Annotated in this window: 15 protein-coding genes; 10 read left to right on the top strand and 5 right to left on the bottom strand. The window is 63.9% G+C overall.

Going from position 1 to position 13,362, the window contains the following annotated elements; genetic code table 11:
* Positions 1–372: 372 nt before the first annotated feature.
* The 4 genes from sppA (at position 373) to M729_RS0108475 (ending at position 3,113) form a co-directional block, all read left to right on the top strand.
* A complete protein-coding gene (gene sppA, locus M729_RS0108490; RefSeq protein WP_027161328.1) occupies positions 373–1,329 on the top strand; it encodes a signal peptide peptidase SppA in 957 nt (318 codons plus the stop codon).
* Between the two features lie 82 nt (positions 1,330–1,411).
* Positions 1,412–1,696, top strand: coding sequence for an integration host factor subunit beta (locus M729_RS0108485; RefSeq protein ID WP_006200394.1), 285 nt, complete (start codon positions 1,412–1,414; stop codon positions 1,694–1,696).
* Between the two features lie 57 nt (positions 1,697–1,753).
* Positions 1,754–2,110, top strand: coding sequence for a DUF1049 domain-containing protein (locus M729_RS0108480; protein WP_024502826.1), 357 nt, complete (start codon positions 1,754–1,756; stop codon positions 2,108–2,110).
* A gap of 37 nt (positions 2,111–2,147) precedes the next feature.
* Positions 2,148–3,113 (top strand): ornithine cyclodeaminase family protein, encoded by a 966-nt coding sequence (locus M729_RS0108475; RefSeq protein ID WP_027161327.1) that lies wholly within the window; start codon positions 2,148–2,150, stop codon positions 3,111–3,113.
* On the opposite strand, the gene M729_RS0108470 is transcribed toward M729_RS0108475, so the two are convergent.
* The 3 genes from M729_RS0108470 to M729_RS0108460 form a co-directional block, all read right to left on the bottom strand.
* A complete protein-coding gene (locus M729_RS0108470; RefSeq protein WP_024502828.1) occupies positions 3,110–3,547 on the bottom strand; it encodes an EVE domain-containing protein in 438 nt (145 codons plus the stop codon). The genes M729_RS0108475 and M729_RS0108470 overlap by 4 nt on opposite strands.
* Complete coding sequence (locus tag M729_RS0108465) at positions 3,544–3,939, bottom strand: VOC family protein (protein ID WP_024502829.1); 396 nt, start codon at positions 3,937–3,939, stop codon at positions 3,544–3,546. The genes M729_RS0108470 and M729_RS0108465 overlap by 4 nt, the downstream gene beginning before the upstream one ends.
* Positions 3,940–4,010: 71 nt before the next feature.
* A complete protein-coding gene (locus M729_RS0108460) occupies positions 4,011–4,703 on the bottom strand; it encodes a YafY family protein (RefSeq protein WP_024502830.1) in 693 nt (230 codons plus the stop codon).
* 136 nt (positions 4,704–4,839) lie between these two features.
* On the opposite strand from M729_RS0108460, the gene M729_RS0108455 reads away from it, so the two are divergent.
* From M729_RS0108455 to M729_RS0108430, 6 genes are all read left to right on the top strand, one after another.
* The gene (locus tag M729_RS0108455; protein ID WP_013529577.1) at positions 4,840–5,934 is read left to right on the top strand and encodes a class I SAM-dependent rRNA methyltransferase; all 1,095 of its coding nucleotides are present in this window, start codon (positions 4,840–4,842) and stop codon (positions 5,932–5,934) included.
* Positions 5,931–6,788, top strand: a complete 858-nt coding sequence (locus tag M729_RS0108450) for an RNA methyltransferase (protein WP_013529576.1) — start codon at positions 5,931–5,933, stop codon at positions 6,786–6,788. Before M729_RS0108455 ends, M729_RS0108450 begins: the two co-directional genes overlap by 4 nt.
* A gap of 13 nt (positions 6,789–6,801) precedes the next feature.
* Positions 6,802–7,290 carry a signal peptidase II gene (lspA, locus tag M729_RS0108445; RefSeq protein WP_013529575.1) on the top strand — a complete coding sequence of 163 codons (489 nt, stop codon included), beginning with the start codon at positions 6,802–6,804 and terminating at the stop codon, positions 7,288–7,290.
* 53 nt (positions 7,291–7,343) lie between these two features.
* Positions 7,344–8,333 carry an MDR family oxidoreductase gene (locus M729_RS0108440; RefSeq protein ID WP_024502831.1) on the top strand — a complete coding sequence of 330 codons (990 nt, stop codon included), beginning with the start codon at positions 7,344–7,346 and terminating at the stop codon, positions 8,331–8,333.
* Positions 8,334–8,474: 141 nt separating this feature from the next.
* Complete coding sequence (locus M729_RS0108435; RefSeq protein WP_027161326.1) at positions 8,475–10,766, top strand: PAS domain-containing hybrid sensor histidine kinase/response regulator; 2,292 nt, start codon at positions 8,475–8,477, stop codon at positions 10,764–10,766.
* 182 nt (positions 10,767–10,948) lie between these two features.
* Complete coding sequence (locus M729_RS0108430) at positions 10,949–11,824, top strand: GNAT family N-acetyltransferase (RefSeq protein WP_032808105.1); 876 nt, start codon at positions 10,949–10,951, stop codon at positions 11,822–11,824.
* A 64-nt stretch (positions 11,825–11,888) separates the two neighbouring features.
* On the opposite strand, the gene M729_RS0108425 is transcribed toward M729_RS0108430, so the two are convergent.
* Both M729_RS0108425 and grpE read right to left on the bottom strand, forming a co-directional pair.
* Positions 11,889–12,521: a trimeric intracellular cation channel family protein gene (locus M729_RS0108425; RefSeq protein WP_013529571.1), complete on the bottom strand. Its 633-nt coding sequence runs from the start codon at positions 12,519–12,521 to the stop codon at positions 11,889–11,891.
* A 112-nt stretch (positions 12,522–12,633) separates the two neighbouring features.
* On the bottom strand, positions 12,634–13,269 hold the full coding sequence (gene grpE / locus M729_RS0108420; protein ID WP_027161324.1) for a nucleotide exchange factor GrpE: 636 nt from the start codon (positions 13,267–13,269) through the stop codon (positions 12,634–12,636).
* Positions 13,270–13,362: the final 93 nt, after the last annotated feature.

Here is a 13,362-nt window from a genome sequence, read left to right as displayed (position 1 = left end):
GGCACCGCCTATAGGTGGGACGCCGGCGCTTTCAAGCAAGCACAAGCCCACGAAAACTGCAAAAATGTGACAGCCGCCTTTGTACAGACGAAAACGAAGTCCGCACAACTGCGTGTTCTCCATAGCAGAAACAGACACGCGGCGTAAAATTTATCAGCCATCGGTCTCGTCGCCCGACCTGGTGGCGATTGCACGAATATGTGAGCAGACCGACGCCTGGAGAGGGCCCGATCCGGCCCCGTCGACTGTCGACGCGGATAGGCACCTCACGTCCAGGCGCCGACTTGTCTCGCCATGCGCAAAAGAGAACTGCTTCCAGATGGGAGGATCATGGTCTAAAAGCGTCTCCTCCCGCCGACTGAAAGGCTGACCATGGCACTGAGAGCCGACGACCTGATCGACCGCCGCCGTTTGCGGCGCAAGCTGACATTCTGGCGCGTCGTCGCCATAGGCATCATAGCCCTTGGGGTGATTGCGCTTTCAACCTGGTTTTATGGCGACGATTTCGGCGGCTCGACAGTCGACCATATTGCCAAGGTCAAGATCGAAGGCACGATCACCGAGGACGAGGAACTGATCAAGCGGCTGGAAACCATCCGTCTTTCATCGAAGGTGAAAGGCGTGATCCTGTCGATCGATTCGCCTGGCGGCACCACCGTTGGCGGTGAATCGATCTATGAAGAAGTGCGCAAGCTGGCCGCCGACAAGCCGGTGGTGGCGGAAGTCGGCACGCTCGCCGCATCGGCGGGCTATATGATCGCCAGTGCCGCAGATCACATCGTTGCCCGCAAGACCTCGATCGTCGGCTCGATCGGCGTGCTGATCCAGTATCCCGACGTCAGCGGCCTGATGGACAAACTCGGCGTCAAGCTGGAGGAGGTGAAATCCTCGCCGCTGAAAGCCGCGCCCTCTCCCTTCAAGCCGACCAATGACGACGAGCGCGCCATGGTTCGCAAGCTCATCCTCGACAGTTACAACTGGTTCGTCGACATCGTCGCCGAACGCCGCAAGATGAGCCGCGAACAAGCGCTGGTGCTTGCCGACGGCTCGATATTCACCGGTCGCCAGGGCGTTGCCAACGGGCTGATCGACGCCGTCGGCGGCGAGACCGTGGCGGTCGACTGGCTGGCGACCAAGGGCGTCGATGCCAAGCTCAAGGTCGTCGAGTGGAAGGATACCGAACGGCGCAGCGGCTTCCTGTTCTCGAAAGCGATGGCGCAAACGATCGGCAGTGCGCTCGGCCTGCCCGCCTACAGCAGCGACGTCATCCATGAACTCGGAGCCGACCGCTTGTTTCTTGACGGTCTCGTTTCCGTCTGGCACCCTTGAGAAGCCGTTTGGGGCAAGTGAAAAAAGCAAATAAAATCATCCTCATAATTTTGACCGCACTGCTTTCACGGGGACCCGTCTCATGATCAAGTCCGAACTTGTGCAGATTATTGCCACGCGCAATCCGCATCTTTTCCTGCGCGACGTCGAAAACATCGTCGGCGCGATCTTTGATGAAATCACCGACGCCCTTGCCGAAGGCAACCGGGTCGAGTTGCGTGGCTTCGGCGCTTTTTCGGTGAAAAATCGTCCCGCCCGCACCGGACGCAATCCGCGCACCGGCGAATCCGTCGAGGTCGAGGAGAAATGGGTGCCGTTCTTCAAGACCGGCAAGGAACTGCGTGAAAGGCTGAACGGCGGCAAGTAGGCGCGACGCCAGCGCCTGACGGCCTTTCGGACAGGCCAGCTTCCGACGGAAAACATCATGTTCAATCGCTTCATCCTTATCGCGATCTTCGTGCCCCTGGCGATCATCCTGATCGCACTCGCTGTCGCCAACCGCGAACTGGTCGCCTTCACGCTGGACCCCTTCAATCCCGGCAATCCGAAGCTGACCCTGACTTTGCCGCTGTTCATCTTCCTGTTCCTGGCGCTCGCCATCGGCATGATCGTCGGCAGTCTGGCTACGTGGGTCAAACAGGGTCGCTATCGCAAGCTGGCGCGCCAGCGCGGCGTCGAAGCCGAGAACCTGCGCCAGGCGGTCAGCCGTGCGCCGGCGGTATCACAAAGCCAGGCACCGGGGTCCGCCCAAGGGGCAGCATTGCCGAAGCCGACCGCTTGAGCCGCCAATCGGCGGTTTTGTCCTCACGGAGTTTTTCATGCTGACCATTTCGGCCGCAGAGGTCGACCATGCGCTGACCTTTCCCGGACTGGTCGAGACGCTGCGCATGGCGTTTCGCGACGGTGCGGTGCAGCCGGTCAGGCATCATCATACGATCGAGCGGCCCGATGGTGCCGCCTCCACACTGCTTTTGATGCCGGCCTGGACCGATCTCAACGCGGCCGGCACGTCGGCCGGCGGTCACGTCGGCGTCAAGATCGTCACCGTGTCGCCCGACAACAATGCCATCGGCAAGCCCGCGGTGATGGGGCTCTATCTTCTGCTCAACGGCGCCACCGGCGAACCCGAGGCCCTGATCGACGGCCAGCGGCTGACACAATGGCGCACCGCCTGTGCTTCGGCGCTCGCGGCCTCCTATCTCGCCCGCGACGATGCCTCGCGGCTGCTTGTGGTCGGCGCCGGCGCGCTGTCGCCCTTCCTCGCCAAGGCGCACTCGGCCGTGCGGCCCATCAAGACCATCCGCATCTGGAACCGCACCCCGGCCAATGCCGAGAAAGTCGCGGCCGATCTGTGCGCCCAGGGCTTCGCGGCCAGCGCGGCAAGCGATCTCGATACGGAGCTTGGGCAGGCCGACATCGTCTCCTCGGCGACGATCACGACCACGCCGTTGATCAAGGGCGCATTGTTGCGGCCGGGAACCCATGTCGACCTGGTCGGCGGCTTTACGCCGACGATGCGCGAGAGCGATGACGATGCGATCAGGCTTGCCCGCGTCTATGTCGACACCCGCGCCGGCGCCACCAAGGAAGCCGGCGACATCGTCCAACCGCTGACCTCCGGCGTGCTGAAACCGGAAGCCATCGTCGCCGATCTGCACGAATTGGCGCGCGGCCGGAAGAAGGGCCGCGAGAGCGCCGGTGAGATCACGCTGTTCAAGTCGGTCGGAGCGGCGCTCGAGGATCTTGCCGCCGGCGTTGCCGTCTACAAGGCGCTCACGGCCTAGTTTACCGTTGCACCCATTTCGGCGCCCATCGCCTCGGCGATCACACGAAAATCGTGATCCCCGATTTCAAAAAGGCCAAAGCGAAGCTGATAACCCCAGTTCGACTTGGCCACGGTGAAGTCCAGCCTGTCGAGCAGCGGCTTGATCGGCGCTTCCTCGGCCTTGGCCCATGCCACATCGCGGCGGAACGGCGTGAAGCCGGCGCCCATATCGCCCTGATAAGGCTCGCCTTCCCGCACGATGCCTATCGCCGTGAAAGCCTGCAGGCCGTCTTTGTCGCCCAAAACAGTGGTCGGCGAATAGTAGACGACGCCATCACCCGGCTTGACGCGACGCAGCGGTGCCGCCTTGCCGTGGTTGACCTGCATGAAGCCGGCTGTGCGACCACGCCGGACATGCTCGGCCGACGCCACCGCTATCCAATACGCGCTCATTTCTGTTCCCCATTGGCCTGTTCCCCGTCGGACAGCCAGTAGACGCGCAGGCGATGATTGTCGGGATCGAGCGCGACAAAAGTGCGGCCGAAATCCATGTCGGTCGGCGTCTGCAGGATCTTCAGCCCGCGCCCGGACCAGTCGGCATGGGCGGCATCGACCGCATCGGGCGTATCCAGCGCAAACACGATTTCGGCGCCACCGCCTGACGTGGCGGCTGCCGGCTCCACCGTATGGCGCGACCACAGGCCGAGCTTGAAGCCGGCATCGAGCACGAACAGCACGAAGGTCGGCGAACTTTCGACCGGCTCACGACCGAGCAGCGCGCTGTAGAAGGCACCGCTCTGCTGCGGCTGGTCGACATAGAGGATGACGAAATTCGGGGTGACCATATCTGCTCTCCAAGGTTCGGTGTTTCGACTTGGCGAACATAAGATAGGCTACTGTCAGAATATGGCAGCAGTCATCGCGAACCACGCGGCTTGTCGAGCGTCGTTCGCCATTCCTTGAGCAGCGCCTGGCGACGACGCGGATAGCGCGTGTCCATTGCTTGGAGTTCGGCGATGCGATCGGCGCGAAAATGCCGGAAATCCTGCCGCATCTCGCACCACGCCACCACCACCCGCACCTTGTCGAAGAAGCCCAGCGCAAATGGCCAGACGACGCGCTGGGACACGGCCCCGCCGGCATCGCGGTAGAGAAAGCCGAGCTTGCGCTCGTTGCGGATGGCCTGCCGCACCAGACCAAGGTCGATGCCCTCGGTGGCCACGGCAGGAGGCCCGACCAGCAGTGTGCTCGCGTCAAGATCCTCGCGCAGATCGTCGGGCAGCACGGCTGCGATCTTGGCCAACGCGTTGGCGGCGGCGGCCGAGAGACGCTGGTCCGGCTGCCTGGCGACCCAGCGCGAGCCGAGCACAATGGCTTCGATCTCCTCGTCGCTGAACATCAGCGGCGGCAGCATGAAGCCGGGCTTGAGCACATAACCCAACCCCGCCTCACCCTCGATCGGCGCGCCCTGGCCCTGCAGCGTGGCGATGTCGCGGTAGAGCGTGCGGATCGAAACGCCCGTCTCGTCGGCAAGCATGTGCCCGCTCACCGGCCGGCGATGCCGGCGCAAGCACTGTATGAGGTCGAGTAGGCGTTCGGAGCGGGACATCGAGCAGATTTGCCTGTTTCTTTGACATTGGTCCATCGCCGGCAGACATAAACCGGAGAGGCCGACCTGTCGGACTTGGTTGCGAAGCCGGTTGCCCTATGTCAAAAGCGGCCACGCCGTTCGGAGTTGCCCCCGCTTGAAGTCTTTTCGCGACAAACGCCGCGACAACCGTCCACATCCATCCGCCAAGAGTGCGGCGGACGTGTCACGCCCGCGTCCCGGCCAGGCTCCTGCCAGACCGGAAGCGCCACCGCGCGAGCGCCATGAGGCGAAGACGGAAAATCGTTCCGAACCGAACTCGGCGCCGCGCATCCTGGCCCGCCGCGAAGGCGCTCTGCCCACTGAACATCTTCCCGTGATCCTGGAAGTGGCGCCCAATGCCGATTATGCGCTGCTCGACAGCGGCACCGGCCAGAAGCTCGAACAATATGGCCCCTACCGGATCGTGCGGCCAGAGGGCCAGGCGATCTGGCAAAAGGCCTTGCCGGCAAAGGAATGGGAGCGCGCCGACGCCGTCTTCACCGGAGACACCGACGAGGAGGGGATCGGCCGCTGGCGTTTCCCGAAGCTGCCGCTCGGCGAGACCTGGCCGATGAAGCATGACGGCATCGACTATCTCGGCCGTTTCACCTCGTTTCGTCATGTCGGCGTCTTTCCCGAGCAGGCTTCCCACTGGGACCACATGGCCGGGCTGATCGCGGCGGCGAAGCGGCCGGTCAAGGTTCTGAACCTGTTCGGCTATACCGGTCTCGCTTCCTTGGTGGCGGCTCGCGCCGGTGCCGAGGTCACCCATGTCGATGCCTCGAAGAAGGCGATCGGCTGGGCCCGCGAAAACCAGGAGATGGCCGGCCTCGGCAGCAAGCCGATCCGCTGGATCGTCGACGACGCGGTCAAATTCGCCGAGCGCGAGGAGCGCCGCGGCAGCCGCTACGATATCATTCTGTTCGACCCGCCGGCCTATGGCCGTGGCCCCAAGGGCGAGGTCTGGCAATTGTTCGAGGACCTGCCCGATTTGACCGACCTCTGCCGGGCGATCCTGACGCCGAAGCCGCTCGCCGTGGTGCTGACCGCCTATTCGATCCGCGCCTCCTTCTTCGCCATCCACGCCCTGATGCGCGATACCTTTGCCGGTATGGGCGGCAAGGTTGAATCGGGTGAGTTGATCATCCGCGAAAAGTCCGCCGGCCGGGCGCTATCGACCTCATTGTTTTCGCGTTGGGTGGCTGAATGAACGAGCGGCATGCAGGCGCACCCGGCCAGGTGAAGGAGGTCACCAGCCTCGCCAATCCGCTGGTCAAGGACATCAAGGCGCTCGCTCAGAAGAAATTCCGCGACCAGCAGAACGCCTTCATGGCCGAGGGATTGAAGCTGGTCATCGATGCGCTCGATCTCGGCTGGCAGATCAGGACATTGGTTTTCGCCAAGGCCGGGCGCGGCAACGCTGCGGTGGAGAAGGTGGCCGCACGCACGGTTGCGGCAGGCGGCATGGTGCTCGAAGTGTCGGAGAAGGTGCTGGTCGCCATCACCCGTCGCGACAACCCGCAAATGGTGGTCGGCGTCTTTTCGCAAAAATTCCTCGCCTTGAAGGATGTCCGCGCTGACAATGGCGACGTCTGGGTGGCGCTCGACCGGGTGCGCGACCCCGGCAATCTCGGCACCGTCATCCGCACCGTCGATGCCGTCGGCGCCAAAGGCGTCATCCTGGTCGGCGATACCACTGATCCATTCTCCGTGGAGACGGTGCGTGCCACCATGGGTTCGATCTTTGCCGTGCCGGTGGCGAAGGCGACAACCGAGGCTTTCCTCGCCTGGCGAGGCGGGTTTTCAGGCCTCGTCGCCGGAACCCACCTGAAAGGCGCCGTCGACTACCGCTCGGTCGATTTTTCCCGCGGGCCCGTGCTGCTGATGATGGGCAACGAGCAGCAGGGACTGCCCGAAAGCCTGGCTGCGAGTTGCGACAGGCTGCTCAGGATTCCGCAAGCGGGCCGTGCCGATTCGCTCAATCTGGCCGTTGCCACCGGCATCATGCTGTTCGAGATCCGGCGCGGCGCGCTGAAGCTCGAGCCAATCCTGGACCAGCAATGAAGGTTGCCTGCCCGTGAGATCATGGTCTCCCTACGCATTGCTCGTCGTCGCGGCCATCGCGCTCGACCAGTGGATAAAATACCTGGTCGAGGCCGATCTGCCTTTTCAGGAGAAGGTTGATCTGCTGCCCTTCCTGGCGCTGTTTCGCACCTACAATACCGGCATCGCCTTCTCGATGTTCTCGTCCTTCGGCGACACCGGGCTGATCGTCATTTCGCTCGCCGTCGTTGCTTTCGTGCTGTTCCTGGCGACACGGATCGCGCCGTCCCAGATCCTTGCCCGCACCGGCTTTGCGCTGATCGTCGGCGGCGCGCTCGGCAATCTGATCGACCGCGCCGTCTACGGCCACGTCATCGACTACATCCTGTTCCACACGCCGGTCTGGTCCTTCGCCGTCTTCAACCTTGCCGACGCCTTCATTTCGGTTGGCGCGGCGTTGGTCGTCTTCGACGAGCTGGTCGGCTGGCGGCGCGAACCCAAAGCCAGTCCTTCCAAGGATTGACCCCGTGCGGCCATCGCCGCACAGTTCATGTCGTCAAGATCGCGGAGAAAGACATGTCCGAAACCTTCAAAGCCATCCTCGTTTCGCGTGACGCCGAGAAAAAGCAGTCGGTCGCCGTGACCGATCTCACCGAGGCCGACCTGATGGAAGGCGATGTCACCGTCGCGGTCGAGGCAACGACGGTGAACTACAAGGATGGCTTGGCGATCACAGGCAAGGCGCCGGTGATCCGCCGCTGGCCGCTGGTGCCGGGCATCGATTTCGCCGGCACCGTCATTTCGTCCTCGCATCCCGACTGGCGCGCCGGAGACAAGGTCGTGCTGAATGGCTGGGGCGTCGGCGAAACCCATTTCGGTGCCTATGCAGGCCGTGCCCGCGTCAAGGGCGACTGGCTGGTGCCGCTGCCGCAAGGCATCAGCCCGCATGACGCGATGGCCGTCGGCACCGCAGGATATACCGCCATGCTCTGTGTCATGGCCCTGGAGCGGCACGGCATCCTGCCCGATCGCGGCCCGGTGGTGGTGACGGGGGCAGCCGGCGGCGTCGGCTCGGTCGCGGTCTCCATCCTGTCCAGCCTCGGCTACCATGTCATTGCTTCCACCGGCCGCAATGCCGAAAGCCCCTTTCTGATGGACCTTGGCGCCGCCGAGGTGATCTCGCGCGAGGAGCTTGCCCAGCCGGCCAAGCCGCTGGCCAAGGAGCGCTGGGCGGGCGGCATCGACGCTGTCGGCAGCCACACGCTGGCCAATGTGCTCTCGATGACCTCCTATGGCGGCGCGGTCGCCGCCTGCGGCCTGGCCGGCGGCATGGACCTGCCGGCCAGCGTCGCGCCCTTCATCCTGCGCGGTGTCTCATTGCTCGGCATCGATTCAGTGATGGCGCCGAAAGCAGTCCGCCTCGAGGCATGGCGCCGCATCGGCACCGACCTCGATCTGCAGAAGCTCGCCAGCCTGTCCAGCACCATCGGGTTCGACGGCATCGTCGATGCCGCGCGCGATATCGTCGAGGGCAAGATCCGCGGCCGCGTCGTCGTGGATATGTGACTCCGCCCAACTGCCGGAAGGGCGGATGCAATCGCCAGATCTGGTGGCAAACCCGCCGCGCCTCGGCAAAAAGCGCTCATCCGCTAAAATTGGAACGATCCGCCGCAATTTTCCATAAGCTCTGTCTGGCAAGAATTTCGCATGATCGCGCAATCCGGCAGCCAACAGGCGGACACTGGCGACGATGTCGATGCGGTGCTCCCGCCGGCGTCGACGCGGCGCTTCGTCGCCGCGCCGCCGCTGGTGCCCGAGCCGGAATTCTCCAGGCGCGAAGGCCTGTCCTTTCTGACATTCGTCGCCATCGTGGTGATGGCCGGGCTGGCGCACCTGACCGGGGCACCGATGTTCATCAGCGTTGCATTGCTCGCAACCGGCCTTGCCGGCCTTGCCATGCATCTGCGCGCCAGGCGGAGCGAACATCGCACCGCCGCCCTTCTTGACGAAACCACGGCCCGCAGCCGCGCCGAGATCGAGACGCTGGCCGACCGCATGTGGGAGATGCAGGAGAGCGATGAGCGCTTTCGCGGCCTGATCGACGCGCTTGGCGATCTCGTCATCCATCGCGACCGCGATGGCTACATCGTCTATGCCAACAAGGTCTTCGCCGATCTCGTCGAGATCGACCAGCGCGATCTTGCCGGCAAGACCCTGGCGGAACTCGGCATCGAGGTCGGCATGGTTCCCGATGCCGCCTTTTCCGACCATGAGTGCCTGAGTTCCACCGATGTCTCTATCAGCACGCCGAGCGGGCAGCGCTGGTTCTCCTGGATCGAACTGTCGGTGCGCGACAAGGACAGCGGCGCGGTTTCGCACCGCGCCATCGCCCGCGACATCACCGCCCGCAAACGCGCCGAGTCCTCGCTGATCACCGCACGCGAACGGGCCGAATATGCCAGCCAGGCCAAATCGCGTTTCCTCGCCACCGTCAGCCATGAAATCCGCACCCCGATGAACGGCATCATGGGCATGGCCAGGTTGCTCGCCGACACCAGCCTGTCGCCGGAGCAGCAGACCTATGTCGGCGCCGTCTCGACCTCAGCCAGCGCATTGCTTGCCCTGATCGAGGATCTTCTCGACTATTCCAAGATCGAAGCCGGGCGTTTCGACCCGGAGCCGCAGCCGATGTCGGTGCGCGAGATCGCCGACAACATCATCGAATTGCTGGCGGCGCGCGCCTTCGCCAAGGATATCGGGCTGGGTTGTCATGTCGAACCCGACGTGCCGCAATTGATCACCGCCGATCCAGGCAAGGTCAGGCAGGTGCTTCTCAACCTCATCGGCAACGCCATCAAGTTCACCGACAGCGGCGGCGTGCTGGTGAGCATTGCACGCGCACGCACCGAAACCAGCGACCGCATATGCTTTACCATCGCCGATACCGGTCCGGGCCTGCATGATGCCGACCTGGAGCGCATTTTCGAGGAGTTCGAGCAGGCCGACGGCACGTCGACACGCACACATGGCGGGGCCGGCCTCGGCCTTGCCATCTCCAGGCGCCTGGTGGCCGCCATGGGTGGCACGATCTCGGTATCCAGCCGGCTCGGCCAGGGATCCGAGTTCGTCTTCGAAGTCCCTGCGACAGCGGCCACCGAAGCGCCGCAGGGCCGCCAGAATGCTCTCTCGGGCAGACGCGTGGTGATCCTGTCGAAGAACGCCGTCGAGGCCGACGCCATCGCCCGCACCATCCGTGCCAACGGCGGCGCGGTCGACATCGCCACCACCGCCGCACAGGCCGCGCCTTTCGCCGCCGGCTGCGACGCGATCCTGGTCGATGCAGCGATGGAGGAAGGCGACGGAAGGCTGCTCAAGCGCCTGCGCCAGAGCGGTTTCTCCGACTGTGAGGCGATCACGCTGATCGCGCCGACAGATCGCGGCATGCTTGGCGAGTTCCGCGCCAGTGGCTACGCAACCTTCCTGGCCAGGCCGGTGCGCGGCGGAACACTTTTGCGTGTACTGTTGAGCAGCCATGCTCCGAGCCTCGGCCCGCCGCAGCCGGAAAAGCGCGGCGCGCCGACACTGCGCGCCGTCGGCAACCGCCAGCGCGGCCTGTCGGTGCTGATCGCCGAGGACAATGACATCAATGCCATGCTGGCCCGCGCCACGCTGCTGAAGGCCGGGCATCGCGTCAGGGTGGTCGGCAACGGCAAGGCGGCCGTCGAGGCTGTCACCGGCGCCGCGCACAAGGACCGCTTCGACGTGGTCTTGATGGATCTGCACATGCCGGTCATGGACGGGCTGGACGCGATTGCCGCCATCCGCCGCCATGAGGAAGAAAGTGCCGTGCGGCCGGTGCCGATCATGGTGCTGTCGGCCGACAGCCAGGAAAAGACCCGCCATGCGGTGTTGGCCCATGGCGCCAGCGGCTTTGTCACCAAGCCGCTCGACCCCGAGGCGCTGGTCAATGCCGTCGAGGGCCAGGTCGTCGCGGCCTGAGCTTTCCACCGCCCATTCCGCACCGGGCGATCACTTAAACGTAGCCGGTTGATCGTATTCGCCAGCCGACGAAGTATTGCCCACGACGTCGTATCACGGTACTGTCACAATCCTGTTGCACCTACACCGTATCCCCGTGCCAAGAGGGATGGCTCGAAGGAGAATCACTCGTGCATACAGTTATGCCGGAATGTGACACTCGGCCGAACGCCAGCAGCGCCTTGCTTGCCGGACGTAACGTCGATTCCGTCATAAAGGGCGCCGCACTGGGCCGTATAGGCAATCTTGAAGTGCGGCTCGCTCGCAACGAGGCCGAGATCGCGGCCGCGCAGGAAGTGCGCTACCGGGTGTTCTACGACGAACTTGGCGCCAGGAAGGACCTGTTCCAGGCCCATGACCGCCGTGACGCCGACCGGTTCGATCCGCTCTGCGACCATCTGCTGGTTTTGGACACCACGCTTTCCGGTCCCGAACATCGCCGCATCGTCGGCACATATCGGCTGCTGCGGCAAGAAATCGCGGCCACGGCCGGCGGTTTCTATTCCGAAGGTGAATTCGAGCTGACCAAGCTCATTGCCCGTCACCCCGGCCAGCGTTTCCTTGAACTCGGCCGCTCCTGCGTTTTGCCGGAATACCGCTCGAAGCGCACCATCGAAGCGTTGTGGCAAGGCATCTGGGCTTACATCAATCATTATGAAATCGGTGTGATGACCGGTTGCGCTTCCTTTCACGGCACCGTGCCGGCGGCGCATGCCGAGGCGCTCACCTACCTCGCCCACCACTGCCGCACGAATTCGGCCTGGGACGTGTGCGCGGTCTCCGGGCGCTACTGCTCGATGGACCTGATGCCTATCGAGGCGGTCAATGCCAAGGCGGCGATCGCCGCGATGCCGCCTCTGGTCAAGGGCTATCTGCGCGTCGGCGCCCGCATCGGCGACGGCTGCGTCATCGATCGCGAATTCTCGACGGTCGATGTGTTCGTCGTGATGCCGGTCAAGGAGATCGGCGCACGCTACGTCAACTATTACGGCGGGGAAGCCCAGCGCTTCGCTGCGTGAGGCTAGCGAATAGAAAGTAGCGGGAGCTATCTCGTTCAACCCCTATTCGCTATTCGCTTCCTTTTCACAAAATATCTTCCGGCCGCCTGCCGGGCCGGCTCTTGTAGGACGGAAACGACCAGCCGAATTTGAGCGCGCCGCCACGCACAAGGAACGCCGCCGCAAAACCGGCAAGGTCCGAGGCGAGCGGCGGCAGTCCGGCAAGATCGCCAAGCGTGTAAAGGCCGGCACCTGCAAGGGCCGCCGTGACATAGATTTCGGGCCTGAGCAGCACCGATGGCTCGCCGGCAAGGAGATCGCGCAGAATGCCGCCGAAAGTGGCGGTGAGCACGCCGGTGATGACGGAGACGACCGGCGAACCGGTAATCGCAAGCCCCTTGGCCGCGCCCATCACCGAAAAAGCGGCGAGCCCGATGGCGTCGAGCCAGAGCAGCCATTTCCAGCGCGATTCGACACGATGCGCGCTGAAGAAGACCAGCACCGCAACCGCGGCGCAGACCAGCACATAGCCGGAGTTGGCGACCCAGAAAACCGGCAGGTTGAGGATGACGTCGCGAAGCGTGCCGCCACCTATCCCGGTGACGCTGGCCAGGAACAGGAAGCCGATAATGTCGAGCTGCTTGCGCGAAGCCGCAAGCGCTCCGGTCGCCGCGAAGACGGCGACACCGGCATAGTCGAGAAGCGCGATGGGGTTCATTGCAGGCCAGCGGAGTAAGGGAATAGGGCAGTAGGGCAGTATGTTTAGCACGAAGCCGCACGGAAGGTGCGATTGCCCTTTTCCCTACTGCCCTACTGCCCTACTCCCTTAACTATGCATCTTTCTCAGCCTGCTCGTTCACCGGCCCCGGCTCGACCGGCGCTTCAGCGGCGGCAAACTTCGGACCGCCTTTGGCGACACCGACCATAGCCGGGCGCAGCACGCGGTCGCCGATCGAATAGCCCGGCTGCACGACCTGGACCACGGTGTTGGCCGGGACGTCCGGATTGGGCACTTCGAACATCGCCTGGTGGAAATTGGGATCGAACTTCTCGCCTTCCGGCGCGAGCTTCTTGACCCCATGCCGTTCCAGCGCCGACAGCATGGCGCGCTCGGTGAGGTCGACGCCTTCGATCAGCGCCTTGAAGCCGGCGTCACCCGATGCCTTGGCCTCGGCGGGAATCGCATCCAGCGCGCGGCGCAGATTGTCCGACACCGAAAGCATGTCGCGGGCGAAATTCGCGACCGCGTAGGTGCGCGCATCGTGAACATCGCGCGCCGTGCGGCGACGCAGGTTTTCCATCTCGGCCGCCACGCGCAGCGCGCGGTCCTTCAGTTCTTCATTTTCCTTCAGCAGCCGGACAAGGGCTTCATAGTCGCCGTCGGTGCTGCCTTCCGTGCGCTCGGCTGCGGGCTCGGTCGCCTCGACTTCATCGGGCGCGCGTTCGTCTTTTGCCTGGTCGCTCATCGCCGTTTCCCGTCAATCTCGAATGATGTGGATTTTGTGCCCGATATCGATGTTTGGCAGCCAAAAATCAAGGGGTAAGCGATTATGGAAGCC

It is taken from the genome of Mesorhizobium sp. WSM1293 (assembly GCF_000513875.1).
GTDB lineage: Bacteria > Pseudomonadota > Alphaproteobacteria > Rhizobiales > Rhizobiaceae > Mesorhizobium > Mesorhizobium ciceri.
The sequence above is the reverse complement of the archived record's forward strand: the minus strand, read 5'-3'. Positions and strand labels throughout refer to the sequence as shown.

Coding starts and splice junctions, on each gene's coding strand:
- M729_RS0108470 (WP_024502828.1), bottom strand. CDS start 3,547: ATGAGCGCGTATTGGATAGCGGTGGCGTCGGCCGAGCATGTCCGGCGT.
- M729_RS0108435 (WP_027161326.1), top strand. CDS start 8,475: ATGATCGCGCAATCCGGCAGCCAACAGGCGGACACTGGCGACGATGTC.
- M729_RS0108465 (WP_024502829.1), bottom strand. CDS start 3,939: ATGGTCACCCCGAATTTCGTCATCCTCTATGTCGACCAGCCGCAGCAG.
- M729_RS0108480 (WP_024502826.1), top strand. CDS start 1,754: ATGTTCAATCGCTTCATCCTTATCGCGATCTTCGTGCCCCTGGCGATC.
- M729_RS0108485 (WP_006200394.1), top strand. CDS start 1,412: ATGATCAAGTCCGAACTTGTGCAGATTATTGCCACGCGCAATCCGCAT.
- grpE (WP_027161324.1), bottom strand. CDS start 13,269: ATGAGCGACCAGGCAAAAGACGAACGCGCGCCCGATGAAGTCGAGGCG.
- sppA (WP_027161328.1), top strand. CDS start 373: ATGGCACTGAGAGCCGACGACCTGATCGACCGCCGCCGTTTGCGGCGC.
- M729_RS0108425 (WP_013529571.1), bottom strand. CDS start 12,521: ATGAACCCCATCGCGCTTCTCGACTATGCCGGTGTCGCCGTCTTCGCG.
- M729_RS0108430 (WP_032808105.1), top strand. CDS start 10,949: ATGCCGGAATGTGACACTCGGCCGAACGCCAGCAGCGCCTTGCTTGCC.
- M729_RS0108440 (WP_024502831.1), top strand. CDS start 7,344: ATGTCCGAAACCTTCAAAGCCATCCTCGTTTCGCGTGACGCCGAGAAA.
- M729_RS0108460 (WP_024502830.1), bottom strand. CDS start 4,703: ATGTCCCGCTCCGAACGCCTACTCGACCTCATACAGTGCTTGCGCCGG.
- M729_RS0108450 (WP_013529576.1), top strand. CDS start 5,931: ATGAACGAGCGGCATGCAGGCGCACCCGGCCAGGTGAAGGAGGTCACC.
- M729_RS0108475 (WP_027161327.1), top strand. CDS start 2,148: ATGCTGACCATTTCGGCCGCAGAGGTCGACCATGCGCTGACCTTTCCC.